General features: G+C 59.5%; 23 protein-coding genes and 1 pseudogene. 18 read left to right on the top strand and 6 right to left on the bottom strand.

The genetic code is table 11. The annotated features are described in order from the left end of the window. Nucleotides 1-9 precede the first annotated feature (9 nt). The 8 genes from LO50_RS14960 to hisC all read left to right on the top strand — a co-directional run bounded on the left by LO50_RS14960 (nt 10) and on the right by hisC (nt 6522). Nucleotides 10-657: an MlaC/ttg2D family ABC transporter substrate-binding protein gene (locus LO50_RS14960; protein WP_044315497.1), complete on the top strand. Its 648-nt coding sequence runs from the start codon at nt 10-12 to the stop codon at nt 655-657. Then, nucleotides 650-964 (top strand): STAS domain-containing protein, encoded by a 315-nt coding sequence (locus LO50_RS14955; protein WP_044315496.1) that lies wholly within the window; start codon nt 650-652, stop codon nt 962-964. The genes LO50_RS14960 and LO50_RS14955 overlap by 8 nt, the downstream gene beginning before the upstream one ends. A gap of 13 nt (nt 965-977) precedes the next feature. Further along, nucleotides 978-1469 (top strand): phosphate-starvation-inducible protein PsiE, encoded by a 492-nt coding sequence (locus tag LO50_RS14950; RefSeq protein ID WP_044315495.1) that lies wholly within the window; start codon nt 978-980, stop codon nt 1467-1469. A 99-nt stretch (nt 1470-1568) separates the two neighbouring features. Next, a complete protein-coding gene (locus LO50_RS14945) occupies nt 1569-1808 on the top strand; it encodes a BolA family protein (RefSeq protein ID WP_044315494.1) in 240 nt (79 codons plus the stop codon). 103 nt (nt 1809-1911) lie between these two features. Next, nucleotides 1912-3177, top strand: a complete 1266-nt coding sequence (murA, locus tag LO50_RS14940; RefSeq protein ID WP_044315493.1) for a UDP-N-acetylglucosamine 1-carboxyvinyltransferase — start codon at nt 1912-1914, stop codon at nt 3175-3177. 74 nt (nt 3178-3251) lie between these two features. After that, nucleotides 3252-3884: an ATP phosphoribosyltransferase gene (hisG, locus tag LO50_RS14935; RefSeq protein WP_044315492.1), complete on the top strand. Its 633-nt coding sequence runs from the start codon at nt 3252-3254 to the stop codon at nt 3882-3884. Nucleotides 3885-4053: 169 nt separating this feature from the next. Beyond that, nucleotides 4054-5364, top strand: coding sequence for a histidinol dehydrogenase (gene hisD / locus LO50_RS14930; protein ID WP_044315491.1), 1311 nt, complete (start codon nt 4054-4056; stop codon nt 5362-5364). Between the two features lie 111 nt (nt 5365-5475). Beyond that, nucleotides 5476-6522: a histidinol-phosphate transaminase gene (gene hisC / locus LO50_RS14925; RefSeq protein WP_044315490.1), complete on the top strand. Its 1047-nt coding sequence runs from the start codon at nt 5476-5478 to the stop codon at nt 6520-6522. Between the two features lie 103 nt (nt 6523-6625). Here hisC and algW read toward each other — a convergent pair whose 3' ends face one another. Further along, complete coding sequence (algW, locus tag LO50_RS14920; protein ID WP_044315489.1) at nt 6626-7780, bottom strand: Do family serine endopeptidase AlgW; 1155 nt, start codon at nt 7778-7780, stop codon at nt 6626-6628. Nucleotides 7781-7941: 161 nt separating this feature from the next. Between algW and LO50_RS14915 the strand changes: the two genes are divergently transcribed. The 3 genes from LO50_RS14915 (at nt 7942) to cysN (ending at nt 11714) form a co-directional block, all read left to right on the top strand. After that, nucleotides 7942-8700 (top strand): Nif3-like dinuclear metal center hexameric protein, encoded by a 759-nt coding sequence (locus LO50_RS14915; protein WP_044315488.1) that lies wholly within the window; start codon nt 7942-7944, stop codon nt 8698-8700. Nucleotides 8701-8886: 186 nt separating this feature from the next. Beyond that, nucleotides 8887-9804 carry a sulfate adenylyltransferase subunit CysD gene (gene cysD / locus LO50_RS14910; RefSeq protein ID WP_023445904.1) on the top strand — a complete coding sequence of 306 codons (918 nt, stop codon included), beginning with the start codon at nt 8887-8889 and terminating at the stop codon, nt 9802-9804. A gap of 11 nt (nt 9805-9815) precedes the next feature. Then, entirely contained in the window at nt 9816-11714 is a 1899-nt protein-coding gene (cysN, locus tag LO50_RS14905; protein ID WP_044315487.1) for a sulfate adenylyltransferase subunit CysN, read from the top strand. A 264-nt stretch (nt 11715-11978) separates the two neighbouring features. On the opposite strand, the pseudogene LO50_RS14900 reads toward cysN, so the two are convergent. The 3 genes and pseudogenes from LO50_RS14900 to LO50_RS25400 form a co-directional block, all read right to left on the bottom strand. Beyond that, nucleotides 11979-12263: pseudogene (locus LO50_RS14900) on the bottom strand (YtoQ family protein); the annotation flags it as partial. Nucleotides 12264-12354: 91 nt separating this feature from the next. Next, a complete protein-coding gene (locus tag LO50_RS14895; protein ID WP_044315486.1) occupies nt 12355-13752 on the bottom strand; it encodes an O-antigen ligase family protein in 1398 nt (465 codons plus the stop codon). 127 nt (nt 13753-13879) lie between these two features. Further along, nucleotides 13880-14326: a pilin gene (locus LO50_RS25400; protein WP_044315485.1), complete on the bottom strand. Its 447-nt coding sequence runs from the start codon at nt 14324-14326 to the stop codon at nt 13880-13882. Between the two features lie 323 nt (nt 14327-14649). Here LO50_RS25400 and pilB point away from each other — a divergent pair, with 323 nt between their 5' ends. The 5 genes from pilB to yacG all read left to right on the top strand — a co-directional run bounded on the left by pilB (nt 14650) and on the right by yacG (nt 19378). Next, on the top strand, nt 14650-16353 hold the full coding sequence (gene pilB / locus LO50_RS14885; protein ID WP_044315484.1) for a type IV-A pilus assembly ATPase PilB: 1704 nt from the start codon (nt 14650-14652) through the stop codon (nt 16351-16353). 1 nt (nt 16354) lies between these two features. Then, a complete protein-coding gene (locus LO50_RS14880; protein WP_003302807.1) occupies nt 16355-17572 on the top strand; it encodes a type II secretion system F family protein in 1218 nt (405 codons plus the stop codon). A 2-nt stretch (nt 17573-17574) separates the two neighbouring features. After that, a complete protein-coding gene (locus tag LO50_RS14875; protein WP_044315483.1) occupies nt 17575-18444 on the top strand; it encodes a prepilin peptidase in 870 nt (289 codons plus the stop codon). 131 nt (nt 18445-18575) lie between these two features. Next, nucleotides 18576-19184 (top strand): dephospho-CoA kinase, encoded by a 609-nt coding sequence (coaE, locus tag LO50_RS14870; RefSeq protein WP_031297489.1) that lies wholly within the window; start codon nt 18576-18578, stop codon nt 19182-19184. Continuing rightward, nucleotides 19181-19378: a DNA gyrase inhibitor YacG gene (yacG, locus tag LO50_RS24215; protein WP_080902117.1), complete on the top strand. Its 198-nt coding sequence runs from the start codon at nt 19181-19183 to the stop codon at nt 19376-19378. The genes coaE and yacG overlap by 4 nt, the downstream gene beginning before the upstream one ends. A gap of 10 nt (nt 19379-19388) precedes the next feature. On the opposite strand, the gene LO50_RS14865 is transcribed toward yacG, so the two are convergent. Next, a complete protein-coding gene (locus LO50_RS14865; protein ID WP_044315482.1) occupies nt 19389-20069 on the bottom strand; it encodes an energy-coupling factor ABC transporter permease in 681 nt (226 codons plus the stop codon). Nucleotides 20070-20131: 62 nt separating this feature from the next. After that, complete coding sequence (locus LO50_RS14860; protein WP_044315481.1) at nt 20132-21169, bottom strand: NADP(H)-dependent aldo-keto reductase; 1038 nt, start codon at nt 21167-21169, stop codon at nt 20132-20134. A 431-nt stretch (nt 21170-21600) separates the two neighbouring features. On the opposite strand from LO50_RS14860, the gene rplM reads away from it, so the two are divergent. Further along, a complete protein-coding gene (gene rplM, locus LO50_RS14855) occupies nt 21601-22029 on the top strand; it encodes a 50S ribosomal protein L13 (protein WP_044315480.1) in 429 nt (142 codons plus the stop codon). Between the two features lie 14 nt (nt 22030-22043). After that, nucleotides 22044-22436, top strand: coding sequence for a 30S ribosomal protein S9 (gene rpsI / locus LO50_RS14850; protein ID WP_044315479.1), 393 nt, complete (start codon nt 22044-22046; stop codon nt 22434-22436). Nucleotides 22437-22474: the final 38 nt, after the last annotated feature.

Raw genomic sequence — 22474 nt, 5'->3', positions numbered from 1 at the left:
GAGATGCACATGATGACTGCCTTGCGCCGCGGCCTGCTGATTCTGTTGGCCGTTCTGCCCATGTTCTCCCATGCTGCGCTGACAGCCCACCAAGTCATTCAGCAGACCACCGATGAGTTGCTGGCCGATCTGAAGGCCAACAAGGAGCAGTACCGCAACGATCCGGCGGCATTCTATGACTCGCTTAACGAGATTCTCGGCCCGGTGGTCGATGCCGAAGGCATCTCGCGCAGCATCATGACGGTCAAATACTCGCGCAACGCCTCGCCTGAGCAGATGACGCGCTTCCAGGAGAATTTCAAGCGCAGCCTGATGCAGTTCTATGGCAACGCCCTGCTGGAATACAACAACCAGCAGATCCGCGTGCTGCCGTCGAGCGGCAAGGCGGATGACAAGCGCACCAGCGTCGGCATGGAGGTGGTAGGGCGCCAGGGCGAGATCTATCCGGTGTCTTACACCATGGTCAACGACGGCGAGTGGCGGGTTCGCAACGTGATCATCAACGGCATCAATATCGGCAAGCTGTTCCGCGATCAGTTCGCCGATTCCATGCAGCGCAATGGCGGCGATCTGAACAAGACCATCGACGGTTGGGCCGAGGTGGTGGCGCGAGCCAAGGACACCGAGGCCGGACAGCAGGCCGCTGGCGATGAGTGAGGCGCGTATCGAGCGTGCTGGCGAAGGCGAGCTGCGCCTGATCGGCGTGCTCGACTACAGCAGCGGGCCTGCACTACGCGAGGCCGGGAGAGCGCTGATCGCGGACAGCCGCTCGGCACTGATGCTGGATTGCTCGGCGGTCGAGCGATCCAGCAGCGTTGGCCTTTCTCTTCTGCTGGCCTTCATGCGCGATGCCAGGACCTCCGGCGTCGATCTGCGAATCACTGCCTTGCCGGAGGATATGGAAAAGATTGCCAAGGTGTCCGGCTTGCTGGATATCCTGCCGCTGGAAGCATCCCGGGCCTGAAAGGAAGAGCCGTATGAAACTGCGCTGGGCGGAAGAGCTGCGCGATAGCGTGCACGAGTTGGCCGAATCGCTGGGCAACCTGTTGGTGGAAACGTTCCACTATCTGGCGCTGTTCGCGATCGGCGCGGTGACGGCCTGGGCGGCGGTCATGGCCTTTCTCGGTATGGTCGAGAAGGGGCATATCACGGTCGATGACATCCTGCTGCTGTTCATCTACCTGGAGCTGGGTGCGATGGTCGGGATCTATTTCAAGACCAACCACATGCCGGTGCGATTTCTGATCTATGTGGCCATCACCGCACTGACCCGTCTGTTGATTTCCGATGTTTCACATCACCATCGTCCTGACATGGGCGTGGTCTATGTGTCGGGGGCGATCCTGCTGTTGGCGTTGGCCATTCTGGTGGTGCGCTTCGCCTCTTCACGCTTTCCCGCCGTGCAGAGCGATAGCGGCCGGCCACGCCACCAGCGTGGCCGTGACCAGGGCGCCGAGACGCTCGATTGAGACATCTCCGTCGGTTCGGCGAGGTTCGGGGTTCGCAGCCTCCGGGCTTTTTTGTATGATGACCGGCCCGTGCGCGTCCTGCGCCGATCGAGGTTGAACATGCAGGCCCAAGAAGTGAAGAATTTCCTGGAAGAGAAGATTCCAGGTGCCCAGGTAGAAGTGGAAGGCGAAGGCTGCAACTTCCAGCTCAACGTGATCAGTGACGAGCTGGCCGGTCTGAGCCCCGTCAAGCGCCAGCAGCAAATCTACGCTCATCTCAATCCCTGGATCGCCGACGGCAGCATTCACGCCGTCACCATGAAGTTCTTCAGTCGCGCCGACTGGGCCGGGCGCGTCTGATCGCGGCCGGCCAGCACCTCCACTCATTCCAGGCAGAGCGCGTCGTATTGACTGCGCCGCCCCCTTCGGCAGTGCTTCCAGCCTGCGGCTTACGGGAATACTCATGGACAAACTGATCATTACCGGCGGCATTCGCCTCGATGGCGAGATTCGCATTTCCGGTGCGAAGAACTCCGCCCTGCCGATTCTGGCCGCGACCTTGCTGGCCGATACCCCGGTCACCGTGTGCAATCTGCCGCACCTGCATGACATCACCACGATGATCGAGCTGTTCGGTCGCATGGGCGTGCAGCCGGTCATCGACGAGAAGCTCAGCGTCGAAGTCGACGCCAGCAGCATCAAGACGCTGGTCGCGCCTTATGAGCTGGTGAAGACCATGCGTGCCTCGATCCTGGTGCTCGGGCCGATGGTCGCGCGTTTCGGTGAAGCCGAAGTAGCTCTGCCTGGCGGTTGCGCGATCGGTTCGCGTCCGGTCGACCTGCACATCCGTGGTCTCGAAGCCATGGGCGCGCACATCGACGTCGAGGGTGGCTACATCAAGGCCAAGGCGCCTGCCGGCGGTCTGCGTGGTGCGCATTTCTTCTTCGATACGGTCAGTGTGACCGGTACCGAGAACATCATGATGGCCGCCGCGCTGGCCAACGGCCGCAGCGTGCTGGAAAACGCCGCGCGCGAGCCCGAGGTGGTCGATCTGGCCAACTTCCTCAACGCCATGGGCGCCAAGGTATCCGGTGCCGGCACCGACACCATCACCATCGATGGCGTCAAGCGCCTGGGCGGCGGTCGCTACAGCGTGATGCCCGACCGTATCGAAACCGGGACCTACCTGGTCGCCGCCGCCGCCACCGGCGGTCGTGTGCGCCTGAAGGACACGGATGCGACGCTGCTCGAAGCCGTACTGCACAAACTGGTCGAGGCCGGCGCGCACATCGATACCGGCAGTGACTGGATCGAGCTGGACATGAAGGGTAAACGACCCAAGGCGGTCAATGTGCGCACTGCGCCATACCCCGCGTTTCCGACCGACATGCAGGCCCAGTTCATCGCCCTGAACGCCATTGCCGAAGGCACCGGCACGGTGATCGAGACGGTCTTCGAAAACCGCTTCATGCACGTCTACGAGATGAACCGCATGGGCTCGCAGATCCTGGTCGAAGGCAATACCGCCATCGTCACGGGTGTCGAGCGTCTCAAGGGGGCGCCGGTCATGGCGACCGATCTGCGTGCGTCGGCAAGCCTGGTCATCGCCGGTCTGGTCGCCGAGGGCGATACGCTGATCGATCGCATCTACCACATCGACCGTGGCTACGAGTGCATCGAAGAGAAGCTGCAGCTGCTGGGCGCGAAGATTCGCCGCGTGCCGGGCTAGGTTTCGCGAGACGGATGGCTAGCGGGCCCTTGACTAGCGAGGGCCCACCCGAGGTTCCAAAGGAAATGTGCTCCATGCTTACCATCGCCCTGTCCAAAGGTCGCATCCTCGACGATACCCTGCCGCTGCTCGCCGCAGCCGGCATCGTGCCCACCGAGAACCCGGACAAGAGCCGCAAGCTGATCATCCCGACCACCCAGGATGACGTGCGTCTGCTGATCGTCCGCGCTACCGACGTGCCCACCTACGTCGAGCATGGTGCGGCCGATCTCGGCGTCGCCGGCAAGGATGTGTTGATGGAGTACGGAGGCCAGGGGCTGTACGAGCCACTCGATCTGCGCATCGCCAACTGCAAATTGATGACCGCTGGCAAGGTCGGCGCGCCGGAGCCCAAGGGCCGTCTGCGCGTGGCGACCAAGTTCGTCAACGTCGCCAAGCGCTACTACGCCGAGCAGGGCCGCCAGGTCGACATCATCAAGCTGTACGGCTCCATGGAGCTGGCGCCGCTGGTGGGGCTGGCGGACAAGATCATCGATGTCGTCGACACCGGCAACACCCTGCGTGCCAATGGTCTGGAGCCCCAGGAACTGATCGCGCACATCAGTTCGCGGCTGGTGGTGAACAAGGCTTCGATGAAGATGCAGCACGCGCGCATCCAGGCGCTGATCGATACCCTGCAGACGGCGGTTCAGCAGCATCAGCATTGATGCATCTCGCGGTCGCCACCGCGCCTGCCTATTCGTGCCATAGCTGAAATTCTCAGGTGCCCGCACGGTGGGCTTGATATTCTAGCGGCGCCTGAGAGTCCGGCCTGTGCTTCGTGCGGTTGCAACGAAGCCGGCTGCTTCCGATGCCTAGCCAACCATGAGGCCCGCTATGACCGCTCCCTCCGCCATTCGCCGACTCAACGCTGCCGATGCCGACTTCGCGCGTCATCTGGATCATCTGTTGAGCTGGGAAAGCGTTTCCGACGATGGCGTGAACTCGCGGGTGCTGGAAATCATCAAGGCCGTACGCGAGCGTGGCGATGCCGCGCTGGTCGAGCTGACCCAGCGCTTCGATGGTCTCCAGGTCGCCTCCATGGCCGATCTGATCCTGCCACGCGCACGTCTGGAGCAGGCCCTCGAGCGGATTACCCCGGAACAGCGCGAGGCTCTCGAAATTGCTGCCGAGCGGGTGCGCAGCTATCACGAGCGGCAGAAACAGGACTCCTGGACCTATACCGAAGCCGACGGCACGGTGCTGGGGCAGAAAGTCACCCCGCTGGACCGCGCCGGTCTCTACGTGCCGGGCGGCAAGGCATCCTATCCATCGTCGGTGCTGATGAACGCCATTCCGGCCAAGGTTGCTGGTGTGCCGGAAGTGGTCATGGTCGTGCCTACCCCGCGTGGCGAGCTCAATGAGTTGGTGCTCGCGGCGGCCTGCATTGCCGGCGTCGATCGGGTCTTTACCATCGGTGGTGCGCAGGCGGTCGCGGCGCTGGCCTACGGTACCGAGAGCGTGCCGCCGGTGGACAAGATCGTCGGCCCCGGAAACATCTATGTGGCTACCGCCAAACGCCATGTGTTCGGCAAGGTCGGCATCGACATGATCGCCGGCCCGTCGGAAATCCTGGTGGTCTGCGACGGCCAGACCGACCCGGACTGGATCGCCATGGACCTGTTCTCCCAGGCCGAGCATGACGAGGATGCCCAGTCGATTCTGGTCAGCCCGGATGCCGTCTTCCTTGATCGCGTCGCCGAAAGCATCGCCCGCCTGCTGCCGACACTGGAGCGTGCCGATATCGCCCGTACCTCCATCGAAGGCCGTGGTGCGCTGATTCAGGTGGCCGACATGCAGCAGGCGATCGATGTCGCCAACCGTATCGCGCCTGAGCACCTGGAGCTTTCGGTCGCCGAGCCGGAGCAATGGCTGCCGCAGATTCGGCATGCCGGCGCGATCTTCATGGGGCGTTACACCGCCGAGGCGCTGGGCGATTACTGCGCTGGCCCGAACCACGTGCTGCCGACCTCGGGCACGGCGCGCTTCTCCTCGCCGCTGGGTGTGTATGACTTCCAGAAGCGCTCGTCGATCATCAATTGCTCGGCCGAGGGTGCCTCGACGTTGGGCAAAGTGGCGTCGGTGCTGGCGCGCGGCGAATCGCTGACGGCGCATGCGCGCAGCGCCGAGTACCGCATCAAGAGCTGACGCTGGGCGGCCGGCACGGACTGGCTCATGCCCGTTCGCCGTCGCCACTTGGCAAGGCGTTTGAACTATCGCCTCACGACCAACCGATCACTTTCGAGGAGAGAAGGGCAGATGAGCAAATTCTGGAGCCCCTTCGTCAAGGACCTGGTGCCCTATGTGCCGGGTGAGCAGCCCAAGCTGAGCAAGCTGGTCAAGCTCAACACCAACGAGAACCCCTATGGCCCATCGCCACGTGCGATCGCCGCGATGCAGGCCGAGCTCAACGACGGTCTGCGGCTGTATCCGGACCCGAACGGCGAGCGGCTGAAGCAGGCGGTGGCCGAATATTACGGCGTGTGCCCAGCTCAGGTCTTCGTCGGCAATGGCTCGGACGAAGTGCTAGCCCATGCCTTTCATGGTTTGTTCCAGCATGACCGCCCGCTGCTGTTTCCTGATATCAGCTACAGCTTCTACCCGGTGTACTGTGGGCTGTATGGCATCGCCTACGAAACCGTCGCGCTCGATGAACAGTTCCAGATCGATGTGGCCGATTACAGCCGGCCGAACGGCGGCATCATCTTCCCTAACCCGAATGCGCCGACTGGCTGCCTGCTTCCACTTCAGGCGATCGAGCAGCTATTGCAGGCGAACACTGAATCCGTGGTGCTGATCGATGAGGCCTATGTGGATTTCGGCGGTGAGTCTGCCATCGCATTGGTGGACCGTTATCCGAATCTGCTGGTGACGCAGACGCTGTCCAAGTCGCGTTCGCTGGCCGGTCTTCGTGTGGGGCTGGCGGTCGGCCATCCGGATCTGATCGAGGCGCTGGAGCGGATCAAGAACAGCTTCAATTCCTACCCGCTGGACCGTATCGCCATCGCCGGCGCCGCGGCGGCGTTCGAGGATCGCGCCCATTTCCAGCAGACCTGTCAGCAGGTCATCGACAGTCGCGAGGCGGTAGTCACGGCTATGCAGGGGCTGGGGTTCGAGGTTCTGCCATCGGCGGCGAACTTCATTTTCGCACGTCATCCGCAGCGCGATGCGGCCGCGATAGCCGCGAGCCTGCGCGAGCAGGGCGTGATCGTGCGGCACTTCAAGCAGCCACGTATCGAGCAGTTCTTGCGTATCACCATCGGTACGCCGGAGCAGAATCAGGCGCTGCTGGCGGCGCTTGGCTGAGGCTGAGATTTTTGAGCAGGTATACGGCCTGCCATTGCCTCGCGCGCCGCGGAGATGGCGCCTGTTGCGGCGGTTCCTAATACCGTTGGGCGGACAGTCCTTGTTATTTAGGTGCCGCGTTCACAGGTGGTCGCATGCCGACCTCGGCGGTAAGGGTCAGTGGCTTGCCATTGCGCAGGATATCGATGTCGATGTTCTCGCCCGGACGCGCGCGCGCAACCTGGTTCATCGAGCTGCGTCCGTCGGCCGACTGCACCCCGTCGATGCTCAGGATCAGGTCGCCTGGCTGAAGCCCGGCGCGTGCCGCCGGGCCGTCGCGGTAGACACCCGCCACCACGATTCCCGGTCGTCCTTCCTGACCAAAGGACTCGGCAAGCTCCTGGGTCAGCGACTGCACCTCCACGCCCAGCCAGCCACGGATAACCTGGCCGTGCTCGATGATCGACTTCATCACTTCCAGTGCCAGCTTTACCGGAATCGCGAAACCGATGCCCTGGGAACCGCCAGACTCGGAAATGATGGCGGTATTGATGCCGATCAGGTTGCCGCCGGCATCCACCAGCGCGCCGCCCGAGTTGCCGCGGTTGATTGCAGCGTCTGTCTGGATGAAATCCTCATAGGTATTCAGGCCCAGCTGGTTGCGACCGGTGGCGCTGATGATGCCCATGGTGACCGTCTGGCCAACACCGAAGGGATTGCCGATCGCCAGGGTGACGTCGCCCACGCGTATGCGATCTGAATGGCCGAGCGTGATGGCCGGCAGGTTTGCGAGGTCGATCTTCAGCACGGCAAGGTCGGTCTCGGGATCGCTGCCAATCACCCGTGCCAGCGTTTCGCGGCCGTCCTTGAGGGCTACCACAATCTGCTCTGCGTTGGCAGTTACATGATTGTTGGTCAGCAGATAGCCTTCGGAACTCATGATCACCGCAGAACCGAGACTCGACTCCATGCGCCGCTGTCTGGGCAGGTTGTCACTGAAGAAGCGTTGAAACAGCGGGTCCTTGGACAGCGGTTGCTGCTCGCTCTTCTCGATGACCTTGGTGGTGTAGAGGTTGGCGACTGCCGGTGCAGCTGCGGCCACTGCGCTGCCGTAGGAGTAGGGCCCTTGCTGTGGGGCGCTGGCAACCAGCGGGGCCTGGCGCAGGCTGAGGTCCTGCTCCTTGATACCCACCAGCTGTGGGTAACGCTGGATGATCAGCAGTGCTACGAGCAGGCCGACCAGCAACGGCCAGCCGAGAAAACGTAGGGCATTGAACATCGCGCAGGGGTCCGGACAGAGTTGCGGGCGCGGGGAGCGCCCCTTAAGGTGGCGGCATTATACGAAGCTCTAACTGAAATGCAGCTTCATGTGTGCATGATTTGCCACGGCGGTTCGACGAGAAATCTATCGAGCCATGTCTCATCTACCAAGAGGTTGCCATGACTGTTGCGCTCACTGCCCTGGTTCAGGAAGCAGACCGATATCTGGATGCCGCCAGGATTGCCGATTACTGCCCCAATGGTCTGCAGGTCGAAGGGCGCCCTCGGGTGGCGCGGATCGTCAGTGGTGTGACGGCCAGCCAGGCGTTGCTGGATGCGGCGGTCGAGGCGGGCGCCGATGTTGTTCTGGTCCATCATGGGTATTTCTGGAAGAACGAGGACGCCCGCATCGTCGGCATGAAGCAGCGCCGCCTGAAGACCTTGCTGAGCAATGACGTCAGCCTGCTGGCCTATCACCTGCCGCTCGATGTGCATCCCGAGGTCGGCAACAATGCCCGATTGGGTGCATTGCTCGGTCTTAGCATTGACGGTCCACTGGAACCGGGTAATCCGCATTCGGTGGGGCTGGTTGGTTCGCTCGAGAAGCCGCTGGCGCCGGCTGAGTTCATGCGTCGAATCCATGACGTGCTCGGGCGGGAGCCGCTGATGGTCGCCGGCGACAGCCCGATTCGGCGTGTCGCCTGGTGTACTGGCGGCGCGCAAGGCTATATCGACCAGGCCGTGGCGGTCGGAGTGGACGCCTATATCACCGGCGAGATCTCCGAACCCACGGCGCATATCGCGCGAGAGAACGGCCTGAGCTTCTTCGCTGCAGGTCACCACGCGACAGAGCGCTATGGGGTCCATGCGCTGGGTGAGTACCTTGCCAACCGCTTCGGCATCGAGCACCAATTTATCGATTGCCCGAACCCCGCCTGAAGCTTGCCCTATGAGCGCAGTGGGGCATGCATTCTCCATTTCAGCGGTCCCGCAGCACGGCGGCGAGTCGATATAAATCTATAGCTTTTAGGTCTAAAAGGCTGCCTGATTAGAATCGAAAGTCGTGTTAGAGTTGCGCCCATTCCACGGCCCGCCGGCCGTCCATCTGCAAAATCGTGAGTAGCCATGGTCGACAAACTGACGCATCTGAAACAGCTGGAGGCGGAGAGCATCCATATCATTCGTGAGGTCGCTGCAGAGTTCGGCAACCCGGTGATGCTGTATTCCATCGGCAAAGATTCGGCCGTAATGCTGCACCTGGCGCGCAAGGCCTTCTTCCCTGGCAAGCTGCCGTTCCCAGTGCTGCATGTCGACACGCGCTGGAAATTTCAGGAGATGTACAGCTTCCGCACCAAGATGGTCGAGGAGATGGGCCTTGAGCTGATCACCCACATCAACCCCGACGGTGTGGCGCAGGACATGAACCCCTTCACCTACGGAAGTGCCAAGCACACCGATGTGATGAAGACCGAAGGGCTCAAGCAGGCGCTGGACAAGTACGGTTTCGATGCCGCCTTCGGTGGTGCCCGTCGCGACGAAGAGAAGTCTCGCGCCAAGGAGCGTGTCTACTCCTTCCGTGACAGCAAGCACCGCTGGGACCCGAAGAACCAGCGCCCCGAGCTGTGGAATCTCTACAACGGCAAGGTCAAGAAGGGCGAGTCGATCCGTGTGTTCCCGCTCTCCAACTGGACTGAGTTGGACATCTGGCAATACATCTACCTCGAGCAGATCCCGATCGTGCCGCTGTACTTCGCTGCCGAGCGGGAAGTCATCGAGAAGAACGGCACGCTGATCATGATCGACGATGAGCGGATCCTCGAGCACCTCACCGATGAGGAAAAAGGGCGCATCGAAAAACGCATGGTCCGCTTCCGCACCCTCGGCTGCTACCCGCTCACCGGTGCGGTCGAGTCGACCGCGACCAGCCTGCCGGAAATCATCCAGGAGATGCTCCTGACCCGCACTTCCGAGCGCCAGGGGCGCGTCATCGACCATGACGCCACCGGCTCGATGGAAGAAAAGAAACGCCAGGGTTATTTCTAAGGAAACGCATCATGAGTCATCAATCCGAACTGATCAGCGAGGACATCCTCGCCTACCTGGCGCAACACGAGCGCAAGGAACTCCTGCGTTTCCTGACCTGCGGCAACGTCGATGACGGCAAGAGCACCCTGATCGGCCGCCTGCTGCACGATTCGAAGATGATCTACGAGGACCATCTCGAAGCGATTACCCGCGACTCCAAAAAGGTCGGTACCACTGGCGAAGACGTCGATCTGGCGCTGCTGGTCGATGGGCTGCAGGCCGAGCGCGAGCAGGGCATCACCATCGACGTTGCCTACCGTTATTTCAGTACCGCCAAGCGCAAGTTCATCATTGCCGACACCCCCGGCCATGAGCAGTACACGCGCAACATGGCCACCGGCGCGTCCACCTGCGACCTCGCGATCATCCTGGTAGATGCCCGCTACGGGGTGCAGACCCAGACCAAGCGCCACAGCTTCATCACCTCGTTGCTGGGCATCAAGCATATCGTCGTCGCCATCAACAAGATGGACCTGATGAGCTTCGATCAGGGCGTGTTCGAGAAGATCAAGGCCGACTACCTGGCATTTGCCGATCGCATCGAACTCAAGCCGTCGTCTCTGCACTTCGTGCCGATGTCGGCGCTGAAGGGCGACAACGTGGTCAATCGCAGCGAACGTGCGCCTTGGTATGAAGGGCAGTCGCTGATGGAGATTCTCGAGAGCGTCGAGATCGCCGGCGATCGTAACTTCGATGACCTGCGCTTCCCGGTGCAGTACGTCAACCGCCCGAATCTGAACTTCCGTGGCTTCGCCGGCACCCTGGCCAGCGGTATCGTGCGCAAGGGTGACGAAATCGCTGTGCTACCGTCCGGCAAGACCAGCCGGGTGAAGTCCATCGTCACCTTCGATGGCGAGCTCGAGCAGGCGACGCCGGGTGAGGCCGTCACCCTGACGCTGGAAGACGAGATCGATGTCTCGCGCGGCGACATGCTGGTACATGCGGACAGTCGCCCACGTATCGCCGACAGCTTCGACGCCATGCTGGTGTGGATGGGCGAAGAGCCGATGCTGCCGGGCAAGAAGTACGACATCAAGCGCGCCACCAGCTACGTGCCCGGCTCCATCGCCAGCATCGCCCACACGGTGGACGTGAATACCCTGGAGCAAGGCCCGGCGAGCAGCCTGCAACTCAACGAGATCGGCAAGGTCCGGGTCAGCCTGGATACGTCCATCGCGCTGGACGGTTATGCGCAGAACCGCACCACCGGTGCCTTCATCGTCATCGACCGGCTCACCAACGGTACCGTCGGTGCGGGCATGATCATCGCCGATCCGGTCATCCAGGGTTCCGGCAGCCATCACGGCGCGTTGGCTCACGTGGCTACCGAAGAGCGCGCGGCACGCTTCGGCCAGCAGCCGGCCACCGTGCTGTTCACCGGCCTGTCGGGTGCGGGCAAGAGCACGCTGGCCTACGGAGTCGAGCGCAAGCTGTTCGACATGGGGCGTGCTGTCTACGTGCTGGATGGCCAGAACCTGCGCCACGACCTGAACAAGGGCCTGCCGCAGGATCGCGCCGGCCGCACCGAGAACTGGCGCCGCGCCGCGCAGGTTGCCAAGCAGTTCAACGAAGCCGGCCTGGTTACCCTGGCGGCCTTCGTCGCGCCGGACGCCGAAGGCCGTGAACAGGTCAGGGCACTGGTAGGCGCCGAACGTCTGATCACGGTGTACGTCCAGGCGTCGCCGCTGACCTGCCAGCAACGCGATCCGCAAGGCTTGTATGCTGCGGGCGGCGACAACATCCCGGGCGAGTCCTTCCCCTATGATGTGCCGGGCAATGCGGATTTGGTGATCGATACCGAATCTGTCGGTGTCGCTGAGGGGGTCAAACAGGTGATCGACCTGCTGCGTCAGCGCGGCGCGATCTAAGGACGCTTCGGTGACAAAGAAACGCCCTGCAGATGCAGGGCGTTTTGCATTCGGGATCGCTCCGTCACTAACACGGAATGGGAAGGGTGGAGTCGTGTTCGTGAGTTCAAGCGTTGAGCGCTTCGGCGTGATCAACGTGCTGCAGGGCCAAGCTTCGCGCCCAGGTTGGCGTTTCCACGATGCCGTATGTTCATCGAGCCGCTTTCGTGGGAGGCGCGCCCTCGCGGCGAACGCAGGCCGTAGGCCTGCCGATACCGCTGGCTATCAGTCGCGCAGCACATACTTCAGAATTTTCACGACCTGCTCGGTACTGGTCGCCCAAGCCATCGCCGCAGCATCGACTTCCTTCATGGGGGGGTGGACGATGTCTTCGCTATGCAGCGTGATGTAGGGCTTGTCCGACGCCGCGAAGTAACCCGCGTCGAACGCGGCGTTCCACTGCTTCTACTTGTCGCCAAAGCTCACCACTACCAGATCGGCCTGCTAGATCAGTGTCTTGGTACGGATCGCATTGACCTTGGACGACTTATGGTCGCGCCAGAATGTATTCGGCTCTGCGCAACTGCCGCCATATCGCGATGTTTGTAACGCAAGGCCCATAGCTGTAGGTCGTAGCGTTGGTGTCGTGTGCGGAAGTTGCTTATGGTGATTTCACTGGTAGCCATCCATGCGACCAAAAACGAGGCGTCCAGCCTGTATGGTGTTCTTTTATATCTGTCTCTTGGGTTAGCGGAAGCGTCGGGGCTTCTTTAATTAGTACTTTTCCCAGCACCAGCACAACCGGTATGGCAAAGATTCCGATGGCTATACGTTGAGACATTTTTGCAGGTATGGGAGAACTCCAGCGAGCCAGCGCTAGGCCAATTAATAACGCCAGCCAGGTTTCGGTGTAGGGCATGACGAAGACGCCATCGATCTGAGCCAGAACTAGTGCGCCGACAATTGCTACCCAAAGCCCCGCATCTAGTTCATGGGCGGAAGTTTGACATAAGCAGCGAGCGCCATGTGACAGACCCCAGGCACCTATAGCGAGAGCAAAAAGGGTCGTGGCAAAGCCCCATTCAGCAAGCCATTGAAGCACGACCTGGTGAGGATGGGCGGCAATGGGATTGTAGTTTGCCGAGTAGTGCATTGGGCCAACGCCCAGCCATGGATTGGCTACTGCTGCTTCCCAAGCCAGCTGCCATAGATGCTCACGTCCTGACAGGCTGACGCGCAAGCTATTACGTAAGCTGGGAGCGAGTTCTAGCCAGAATGGAATAAGCTTGAACAGCAACAGAAATAGCGAAAAGCCCAATAAGGCCATGCTGGCTTGCAATGCCATGATGCGCCAAAGCTGCCGGTTAATCAGCAGCAAAACGAAGTGACTGACTATTAGCCCTAGCCATAAGCCCCGTCCGCCAAGTGTATAGGCGATGCACCATTGAGTAATAAGTGCTAGCCCCAACAGCGTAGTGAGAGACGTACGGCGCTGGTGATGGCAGCGCTTCAGTAGTAGCGCCATTACGGGAAACAGCATGACTTGGAACTGGCCAAAAAAACGGGGGTTGGAAAAACCATTGAACAGAATGTCGGCATCGAGCATACGTATGCCAGTGACAAACGCCATCAAGTAATAAACGAGAAACTGAAACGCATGGAGGAAGCCGACAGCAGCCATTACCCAAAGTATGAAGCTTTGCCAGATTGGGCGTTCTGCTAGGCCGCCTACAACTAAAGACAGAAGGAGTAGCCCGATATAGCGGCTCCATTCCTTCAAGGCCCATTGTGGCAAGGCCGACAACGCGGATGAACACAGCCCCAGCAAAAGCAGGCTGGACAAGAGCAGTAAGGCGGGGCGGGGCAAGGCACGTTGGGGTAACAAAAAAGCCAGCGGGGCGCAGGCGCATAGCAGGAGCAATTGATAGATGCGCTGTTGGTCATGCCAGCCGTAACCGAGATGCCAAGTGTCTATGGCCGAGAAGGAAAAGGCGATGAGCAGCACTGCAAGCAGTGCGTAAGCTATCGTAGCCGGAATAAGGGCTTCGATCCGTGACATGGCAGTTTTCCACGGCAAGCGCTTGAGGCCCAAAAAAGCGAAGCCCCACAGAAGGGGCTTCGCGTGGCCGGTCAGAGCGGTGTGTCAGCGTAAGCCTAACCCGCCCTGCAAGGCTAAGTGTAAACGATTAGGAAGCGGTGCAGCCAGCGGGAGTGTAAGCCTCCTTCCAGCCGGTAACTTTATCAATCTCGCAGCTCCACTTGCCATCCGCATCGCGAGCCATATTGATCTTGGCGCCGGTAATTTTTGCGTTACCTTTCAATTCGCATGTGATGAGGTTGGTTTTTGCGGTAATACCAGTGGCGGGAACATAGGCCGCCGACGTCATGGTGCAGCGAGCGGAGTGCTGAATCCCTAGCTCGGTGAGGTTGTTAGCAGTGAGCGCTCGACCGTCATTAATAGCTAGCTCAAAGGCAGTCTTCGCCGGGGCAACTTCAGCGAGACCAGCCGATACTTGAGACTTGGAGGTGTAGTCCTGATATTGCGGGATCGCAACCGCAGCCAAAATCCCGATGATCGCTACAACGATCATCAATTCAATAAGAGTAAAACCCTTCTGCATCTGAGCTTTCATTTGAATCTCCTTTAAGTGTTAAGGCTGTGAGCCTGGCAGATCTAAAGCAGTTGGCGTGCCAGATTATGATCAGGCGATTTTTCTTGATCGATAATGTGATGGCTGTCCGTGTCTTGCTGTATGAAAGAGATGGGCCGGTCTCTTCGGGTGATGGCACTTGCGCGTAAGACGGGGTGGCAGGTCCGGCGGCTTTCCATGGATTTTTTTAAACCACATGCTTGTGGCGGCGATATGTGACGAAACACGGCACTTTGTGGTGTGGTTGTTTGAACCTTCGGTTAACTGCGTTATAAGGCGGAGCATTCGATTTCCGTGAGAGCGTTATGAACGAAAATATCTCCCTTTCCGGCCTGGCCCGGCAGATGGTGCAGGCTGGGGTATTGGATGAAAAGACGGCGCAGCAGGCCCAACTGCAGGCGCATCGCAATAAGCTGTCACTAGTGACCTATGTGGTGCAGAACAAGCTGGCGAAGGGGCGGGCGGTTGCCGAGCTTGCGTCTGACCAGTTTGGGGTCGCCTTGATGGACTTGGCTGCGCTGGAAAAGGACTCGCTCCCCAAGGATCTAGTCAGTGAGAAGCTAGCGCGTCAGCATCGGGTACTGCCTCTGGTCAAGCGTGGCACCAAACTCTATGTCGCCATTTCCGATCCGGCCAATCACCAGTCGATCGCCGATATCCAGTTCAGTACCGGGCTGACCATCGAATCGATTCTGGTGGAGGACGACAAGCTGGGTGCTGCCATCGACAAGCTCTATGACAGCGGTACGAGTGGTCTGGAGGAGTTGGGCGAAGTTGATCTGGACGGCATCGACGTCGAGTCTGTCAATGATGATGCCAAAGGCGGAGAGGAGGGTGAGGCCGCCGATGACGCCCCGGTAGTACGCTTCGTCAATAAGATGCTGCTCGATGCCATACGCGGTGGCTCATCGGACCTACACTTTGAACCCTATGAAAAGGCCTACCGGGTGCGCCTGCGTACCGATGGGGTGCTGCATGAGGTGGCGCGGCCACCGATCCAGCTGGCTCCGCGTATCTCCGCGCGGTTGAAAGTGATGGCCGGGCTGGATATTTCCGAGCGGCGCAAGCCGCAGGATGGCCGGATCAAGATGAAGCTTTCCAAGACTAAGGCCATCGACTTTCGCGTGAACACCCTGCCGACGCTGTGGGGCGAAAAGATCGTGATGCGGATTCTCGATCCCTCCAGCGCGCAGATGGGCATCGATGCCCTGGGCTACGAGGAGTCGCAGAAGCAGCTGTATATGGATGCGCTCAAGCAGCCCCAGGGCATGATCCTGGTCACCGGGCCGACCGGCTCGGGCAAGACGGTTTCGCTGTACACCGGTCTGAATATCCTCAACACGGTGGATGTGAATATCTCGACTGCTGAAGACCCGGTGGAGATCAACCTGGAGGGCATCAACCAGGTTAACGTCAATCCACGTCAGGGCATGGATTTCGCCCAGGCGTTGCGCGCCTTTCTGCGCCAGGATCCGGACGTGATCATGGTAGGTGAGATTCGTGACCTGGAAACGGCCGAGATCGCCATCAAGGCGGCGCAGACAGGCCATATGGTGATGTCCACCCTGCACACCAACAGTGCCGCGGAAACCCTGACGCGCCTGCGTAACATGGGGGTGGCTGCGTTCAATATCGCCACCTCGGTGAACCTGATCATCGCCCAGCGGCTGGCGCGCAAGCTGTGCTCGACCTGCAAGAAGGAAGTCGAGGTACCGCGCGATGCGTTGCTCAAGGAAGGCTTCCCCGAAGAAAGCATCGGTACTTTCAAGATTTACGGGCCGGTAGGCTGCGAAAACTGTGTGGGCGGTTACAAAGGGCGTGTCGGTATTTATGAAGTGGTTAAAAACACGCCGGCGTTGGCCAGGATTATCATGGAGGACGGCAATTCCATCGACATTTCCACCCAGATGCGTAAAGACGGCTTTAACGATCTGCGTACTTCGGCTCTAGTTAAAGCCATGCAGGGCGTGACCAGCCTGGAAGAAGTGAACCGGGTGACCAAGGACTAACATGGCGCAGAAAGCGATAAAAACCAGTGTGTTCACCTGGGAAGGGACAAACAAGCAGGGCGCGAAGATAAAGGGCGAGCTCAACGGCGTGAGCCCCGCGATGGTCAAGGCGCAGCTGCGCAAGCAGGGTGTCAATCCCCAAAAGGTGCGCAAGAAGTCGGTTTCGCTGTTCAGTGCTGGCAAAAAGATCAAGCCGATGGACATCGCCCTGTTCACTCGCCAGATGGCAACCATGATGAAAGCAGGTGTGCCGCTATTGCAGTCCTTCGACATCATCGGTGAGGGCTTTGACAATCCGAACATGCGCAAGCTGGTGGATGATCTGAAACAGGAGGTCGCCGCGGGTAATAGCTTCGCAACGGCGCTGCGCAAGAAGCCTCAATACTTCGATGATCTCTATTGCAATCTGGTTGACTCGGGCGAGCAGTCCGGTTCGCTAGAAACGCTGCTTGATCGGGTGGCAACCTACAAGGAAAAGACCGAGGCCCTGAAGGCCAAGATCAAGAAGGCGATGAATTACCCTATTGCCGTCGTATTGGTTGCAATCATTGTTTCGGCGATCTTGCTGATCAAGGTGGTTCCGCAGTTTCAGGACGTCTTCGCAAACTTCGGCGCGGAGCTCCCGGCGTTTACATTGATGGTGATTGGCTTGTCCGAAGCGCTGCAGGCCTGGTGGCACGTGGTGCTGCTCGTCATGTTTGGGGCGGCTTATGCTTTCAAGACTGCCCACGGCAAATCGGAACGTTTCCGCAATGGGTTTGACCGTTTTTTGCTCAAGATCCCAGTGGTCGGCGATATTCTCTATAAGTCTGCGGTGGCGCGCTTTGCGCGCACGCTGGCCACTACCTTTGCCGCCGGTGTACCGTTGGTCGATGCATTGGACTCGGTGGCCGGGGCGACCGGCAATGTGGTGTTCCGCAATGCGACCATGAAGGTCAAGGCTGATGTATCCAGTGGTATGCAGCTTAACTTTTCGATGCGCACTACCGGCACCTTTCCCAGTATGGCGATCCAGATGACGGCGATTGGCGAGGAGTCCGGCTCTCTTGATGAGATGCTTGCGAAGGTGGCGACGTTCTATGAAGACGAAGTCGACAATATGGTCGACGGGCTGACTGCTCTGATGGAGCCAATGATCATGGCGGTGCTTGGTGTGCTGGTCGGCGGTTTGATCATTGCCATGTATCTCCCGATTTTCCAGCTGGGTGCCGTCGTCTGATTATGATGTTGATCGATTATCTGGCCAGCCACGTGCTGGCCTTTGTTTTGTTCGCTGCTTTGCTGGGCTTGTTGATCGGCAGCTTTCTCAATGTCTTGATTTATCGCCTGCCGATCATGATGCAGCGTGAGTGGCGCGCGCAGGCGCTTGAGTATCTCGAGTGCCCGCCGGAGCCGGTCCGTGAGCGCTTCAATCTGCTGCTGCCAAGCTCGCGGTGCCCGCACTGTGATCATCAGATTCGCTCTTGGGAGAATATCCCCTTGGTCAGCTGGCTGGCCTTGCGTGGCAAGTGTTCGTCATGCCGGGCGCCGATCAGCAGTCGCTATCCCCTTGTGGAGTTGGCGTGCGGCCTGCTTTCTGGCTATGTCGCTTGGCATTTCGGGTTGACCTGGCAGGCTGGCGCAATGCTGTTCCTGACCTGGGGGTTGGTGGCGATGAGCATGATCGATATCGATCATCAGTTGCTGCCCGATTCGCTGGTTCTGCCGTTGTTGTGGCTTGGTCTCATCCTGAACAGCTTCGGCTTGTTCGTATCGCTTGAAAGTGCACTGTGGGGAGCGGTAGCGGGATATCTGAGCCTGTGGTCGGTTTATTGGCTGTTCAAGCTGGTCACCGGCAAAGAAGGTATGGGCTATGGCGATTTCAAACTGCTTGCGATGTTAGGAGCTTGGGGTGGCTGGCAGGTGTTACCACTTACCATCCTACTGTCGTCGGTGGTTGGGGCTGTTCTTGGCACAATCCTGTTGCGGGTGCAGCGCGCCGAGAGCAGCACGCCCATCCCTTTCGGTCCCTACTTGGCGATCGCCGGCTGGATCGCGTTGCTTTGGGGTGACTGGATTACCGAGAGCTATCTCCAGTTCGCGCGCTTCTAAGTCGGACACTATTGCTGAGTCGAAAGCCGTTCCGCCGACTTGTACTCTTAACGAAAGACGTTCTGGGCTTGCGCTTCGCAGGCTGAGTAGTTACTACTGCGCGTCCTGTTTTTAGTCTGGGTGTGGTTGCAATGAAACCCTGGATTCTCGGGTTGACTGGCGGCATTGGTAGTGGCAAGACCGCGGTGCTGGATCGCTTCGCCAGTCTGGGCGTACATGTCGTCGATGCCGATCAGGCGGCGCGCTGGGTGGTCGAGCCGGGGCGGCCAGCGTTGCTGCAGATTGCCGAGCGCTTCGGCTCAGGCATCTTGCTCACGGACGGCTCTCTGGATCGAAAAGGGCTGCGTGAGCGTATATTCGATAACCCGGCCGACAGGCAGTGGTTGGAACAGCTGCTGCATCCTCTGATTCGAGCTGAGATCGCCAGGCATCTCGCCTTGGCTGAGTCGCCTTACGCCATCATGGCTTCTCCGCTCCTGATCGAGTCAGGGCAGTACCGTCAGGTCAATCGTGTGCTGGTTGTGGACGTCCCTGTGTCACTCCAGGTTGCGCGCACGATGGCACGTGATCAAGTCAGTGAGGAGCAGGTGCGGGCGATTCTCAAGGCGCAGGCCAGTCGTGAAGCGCGCCTGCAACATGCCGATGATGTGCTGGTAAATGATCGAGATCTGTCGTGGCTAGGGTCGGAGGTCGAGCGATTGCACCGCTTTTATTTGAAGTTACGAGGAGGGCAGGTATGACCGCTGCGATAGTTGAGTGTCCGACGTGTGGAGCGCCGGTAGAGTGGGGGGCGCAAAGCCCAAGCCGGCCGTTCTGTTCCGATCGTTGCAAGCTTATCGATCTTGGTGCCTGGGCGTCGGAAGCGCACGCGATTCCTGGCAATGAGCTCGAGGATGATCTGTTCTCCGGTGACATGCCTCCGCGCGAGCACTAGCGCTTTGACGCTACTTGTCTTCTTTCCATGGCGCCTGCAGATAGCGGCTTTGATTGAAACTTTCCATCCAGTCCGGGTAGAAAACCACCAGAGCGGTAATGGCTGTGCCGTTGATGAAGGCTTCGGGGAACATGACCAGCCATAGGTAGCCGGCAAAATCCGCCAGCCAAGGCGGCATCGGGTAGCGACCATCTAGTAGCAGTACGCCGAGCGATGCCAGGATGCACGCCAATGCTGCGAGCGCCGCTGGAAAGAATCCAGCGAAGAAAATGAAGACGAACAGGTTGCGGGGTTGGGCGCGTTCGACGATTCGCGCGCATACAACCGTGACCAGCACTGGGATCAGTACCAGCAGGATGCCGTTCATGCCCAGGGCTGCAACTTGTTGATGACCTGTCAGTGTCAGGCCGACCTGGGCGATGAGGGCGGCGATGATTGCCAGTGGCCAGTCCAGTAGCAAGGTGACGGCTGTCAGCCCGATGAAGTGGAATGAAAGGCCCGAATCGAAGTCCCTTCGCACCAGCCAGAGCAGAAAGATCGAAAGCATTGCGCCGAACAGCAAGTGCTGACGGCGAGTATCACTGAAGAGCTCGACCCAGGGAGCTCGCCAGGTCGCCCATAACAGCGCGATCACATAGATTATCCAGCCTGCCAGCAGGCTGGATGGAGCAAGCAGGTGAGCGGCGATCATGCTAGTGATTCCTTTGTGCTCGTTGTTGCCGGTGCGCAGTAGTCGTTGCTTCGTGAAGGGGCTTAGGGGGCTGGATTCGGCTGTTCTGTGTGGATCGCTTCAATTGCGGCTAGCACTTCACTCGAGAGCGTAATTTCGGCGCTACGGATATTCGACTCAAGTTGCTCTAGTGATGTCGCGCCGATGATATTGCTGGTGACGAAGGGTTGCGCTGTGACATAGGCAAGTGCCATCTGTGCTGGATCCAGTCCATGCTCGCGAGCCAGTTTAACGTACCGAGAGCATGCGGCTTTGGCCTGGGGATTGTTATAGCGTGCGAAACGTTGAAAGAGCGTGAGGCGCGCGCTGGCAGGGCGAGCACCGTTCTCGTATTTGCCGCTGAGCATGCCGAATGCTAGTGGCGAGTACGCGAGTAGGCCGCATTGTTCGCGGATGCTGATTTCCGCCAGGCCGACCTCGAAACTGCGATTGAGCAGGTTATAAGGGTTCTGTATCGAAACCGAACGCGGCAAGCCGCGAGCTTCGGCTAATTGCAGGTATTTCATCGCGCCCCAAGGCGTTTCGTTGGACAGGCCGATGTGGCGGATTCTGCCCGCTTTGACTTCGGCATCGAGCGCTTCGAGAGTTTCTTCCAGTGGAGTGAAGTCGCCATCTTGATGTCGGTAGCCCAGCTGCCCGAAAAAGTTGGTGCTGCGTTCCGGCCAATGCAGCTGGTACAGGTCGATCCAGTCGGTCTGCAGACGCCGAAGGCTGTTATCGAGCGCGGTGCGGATCTGTTCGCGATTGAATTTGGGTTGACCGTCGCGAATGTGTGTAATGCCGTTGCCGGGTCCCGCGATCTTCGTGGCTATGATCCAGTCGGCTCTGTCGCCCCGGCTCTGGAAGTAATTTCCTATGTATTGCTCAGTGGTTGCGTAGGTTTCCGGGCGCGGCGGCACCGGGTACATCTCGGCCGTATCTATGAAGTTGATGCCGGCAGTCTTCGCCCGGTCGATCTGGGCGAATGCCTGGGCCTGGTCGTTCTGTTCTCCCCATGTCATGGTGCCGAGGCAAAGTGAACTGACTTTCAGATTTGTGCGGCCGAGTGAGCGATATTCCATGCAATACCTCGCGTGATCCGAGACTGAGTGCCGAAGAGCTTAACGAAGACGGGACGGCTTGTGCTCATGAGAGCGTTCGACGTATCCGAAGTGCCCTGGATGTCACGCTGGCAGATCTAGGGAGTGAGGCTCCCTGTTTGGTGGGCTGTGCCTGCTTGAGAGCGGGTGTAGCGGAATTCGATAACTATAAATGTCGGTTGCTATTTTGCTGGTAATCAGGATAATTCCGCAGCCTGTCGCCGGGGATGCCTAGCCTGTCGACGCAAGCCAAAGGTAGGGGATGCCTAGCCTACCGAACCACTGCCGTGGCGGACGCGCTGACCCGAGCCCCCGATAGCGTCTGTTTCCGGCTGCCCTGGCCTTGCCAGGGCGAGCACCATTCAGTAAGATTCGCCGTCTTATTTTCAGGGCGGCCCCTGAGGCTATAACGAATGAAGACATTTACTGCTAAACCGGAAACCGTCAAGCGCGACTGGTTCGTCGTCGACGCTGCCGGCCAGACCCTGGGTCGTCTGGCAACCGAAATCGCTAGCCGCCTGCGTGGCAAGCATAAGCCGGAATACACCCCTCACGTAGATACTGGCGATTACATCGTCGTGATCAACGCTGAGCAAGTGCGTGTGACTGGTGCCAAGGCCACAGACAAGGTGTACTACTCTCACTCCGGTTTCCCGGGTGGCATCAAGTCGATCAGCTTCGAGAAGCTGATCGCCAAGGCGCCCGAGCGTGTGATCGAGACCGCGGTCAAAGGCATGCTGCCGAAGAACCCGCTGGGTCGCGACATGTATCGTAAGCTGAAGGTGTACAAGGGTGCCAACCACCCGCACACCGCCCAGCAGCCCCAAGAACTGAAGATTTAACGGAATAGTTCATTATGTCGGCGACTCAAAATTACGGCACTGGCCGTCGCAAGACTGCAACCGCGCGCGTCTTTCTGCGCCCGGGTACTGGCAAGATCTCCATCAACAACCGTGAGCTGGATAACTTCTTCGGTCGCGAAACTGCCCGCATGGTCGTTCGCCAGCCGCTGGAGCTGACTGAGACTGTCGAGAAGTTCGACATCTACGTCACCGTTTTTGGTGGTGGTGTCAGTGGTCAAGCCGGTGCCATTCGTCACGGTATCACTCGTGCTCTGATCTCGTATGACGAAACTCTGCGCAGCCCGCTGCGTAAGGCTGGCTTCGTCACTCGCGACGCTCGTGAAGTGGAGCGTAAGAAGGTCGGTCTGCGCAAAGCGCGCAAGCGTCCGCAGTACTCCAAGCGCTAATTCGCGCTTTCAAAAGAAACGCCCAGTTTCGTTCGGAG

The organism is Stutzerimonas stutzeri (assembly GCF_000935215.1).
Lineage (GTDB): Bacteria > Pseudomonadota > Gammaproteobacteria > Pseudomonadales > Pseudomonadaceae > Stutzerimonas.
The sequence above is the reverse complement of the archived record's forward strand: the minus strand, read 5'-3'. Positions and strand labels throughout refer to the sequence as shown.

Excerpts from the sequence above, each read along its gene's own strand:
- rplM (WP_044315480.1), top strand. The coding sequence starts at position 21,601 with ATGAAGACATTTACTGCTAAACCGGAAACCGTCAAGCGCGACTGGTTC.
- algW (WP_044315489.1), bottom strand. The coding sequence starts at position 7,780 with ATGTTCAATGCCCTACGTTTTCTCGGCTGGCCGTTGCTGGTCGGCCTG.
- LO50_RS14895 (WP_044315486.1), bottom strand. The coding sequence starts at position 13,752 with ATGTCACGGATCGAAGCCCTTATTCCGGCTACGATAGCTTACGCACTG.
- coaE (WP_031297489.1), top strand. The coding sequence starts at position 18,576 with ATGAAACCCTGGATTCTCGGGTTGACTGGCGGCATTGGTAGTGGCAAG.
- pilB (WP_044315484.1), top strand. The coding sequence starts at position 14,650 with ATGAACGAAAATATCTCCCTTTCCGGCCTGGCCCGGCAGATGGTGCAG.
- rpsI (WP_044315479.1), top strand. The coding sequence starts at position 22,044 with ATGTCGGCGACTCAAAATTACGGCACTGGCCGTCGCAAGACTGCAACC.
- LO50_RS14950 (WP_044315495.1), top strand. The coding sequence starts at position 978 with ATGAAACTGCGCTGGGCGGAAGAGCTGCGCGATAGCGTGCACGAGTTG.
- LO50_RS14860 (WP_044315481.1), bottom strand. The coding sequence starts at position 21,169 with ATGGAATATCGCTCACTCGGCCGCACAAATCTGAAAGTCAGTTCACTT.
- hisC (WP_044315490.1), top strand. The coding sequence starts at position 5,476 with ATGAGCAAATTCTGGAGCCCCTTCGTCAAGGACCTGGTGCCCTATGTG.
- cysD (WP_023445904.1), top strand. The coding sequence starts at position 8,887 with ATGGTCGACAAACTGACGCATCTGAAACAGCTGGAGGCGGAGAGCATC.
- LO50_RS14955 (WP_044315496.1), top strand. The coding sequence starts at position 650 with ATGAGTGAGGCGCGTATCGAGCGTGCTGGCGAAGGCGAGCTGCGCCTG.
- LO50_RS14960 (WP_044315497.1), top strand. The coding sequence starts at position 10 with ATGATGACTGCCTTGCGCCGCGGCCTGCTGATTCTGTTGGCCGTTCTG.
- hisD (WP_044315491.1), top strand. The coding sequence starts at position 4,054 with ATGACCGCTCCCTCCGCCATTCGCCGACTCAACGCTGCCGATGCCGAC.
- yacG (WP_080902117.1), top strand. The coding sequence starts at position 19,181 with ATGACCGCTGCGATAGTTGAGTGTCCGACGTGTGGAGCGCCGGTAGAG.
- hisG (WP_044315492.1), top strand. The coding sequence starts at position 3,252 with ATGCTTACCATCGCCCTGTCCAAAGGTCGCATCCTCGACGATACCCTG.
- murA (WP_044315493.1), top strand. The coding sequence starts at position 1,912 with ATGGACAAACTGATCATTACCGGCGGCATTCGCCTCGATGGCGAGATT.
- LO50_RS14945 (WP_044315494.1), top strand. The coding sequence starts at position 1,569 with ATGCAGGCCCAAGAAGTGAAGAATTTCCTGGAAGAGAAGATTCCAGGT.
- cysN (WP_044315487.1), top strand. The coding sequence starts at position 9,816 with ATGAGTCATCAATCCGAACTGATCAGCGAGGACATCCTCGCCTACCTG.
- LO50_RS14865 (WP_044315482.1), bottom strand. The coding sequence starts at position 20,069 with ATGATCGCCGCTCACCTGCTTGCTCCATCCAGCCTGCTGGCAGGCTGG.
- LO50_RS14915 (WP_044315488.1), top strand. The coding sequence starts at position 7,942 with ATGACTGTTGCGCTCACTGCCCTGGTTCAGGAAGCAGACCGATATCTG.
- LO50_RS14880 (WP_003302807.1), top strand. The coding sequence starts at position 16,355 with ATGGCGCAGAAAGCGATAAAAACCAGTGTGTTCACCTGGGAAGGGACA.
- LO50_RS25400 (WP_044315485.1), bottom strand. The coding sequence starts at position 14,326 with ATGAAAGCTCAGATGCAGAAGGGTTTTACTCTTATTGAATTGATGATC.
- LO50_RS14875 (WP_044315483.1), top strand. The coding sequence starts at position 17,575 with ATGATGTTGATCGATTATCTGGCCAGCCACGTGCTGGCCTTTGTTTTG.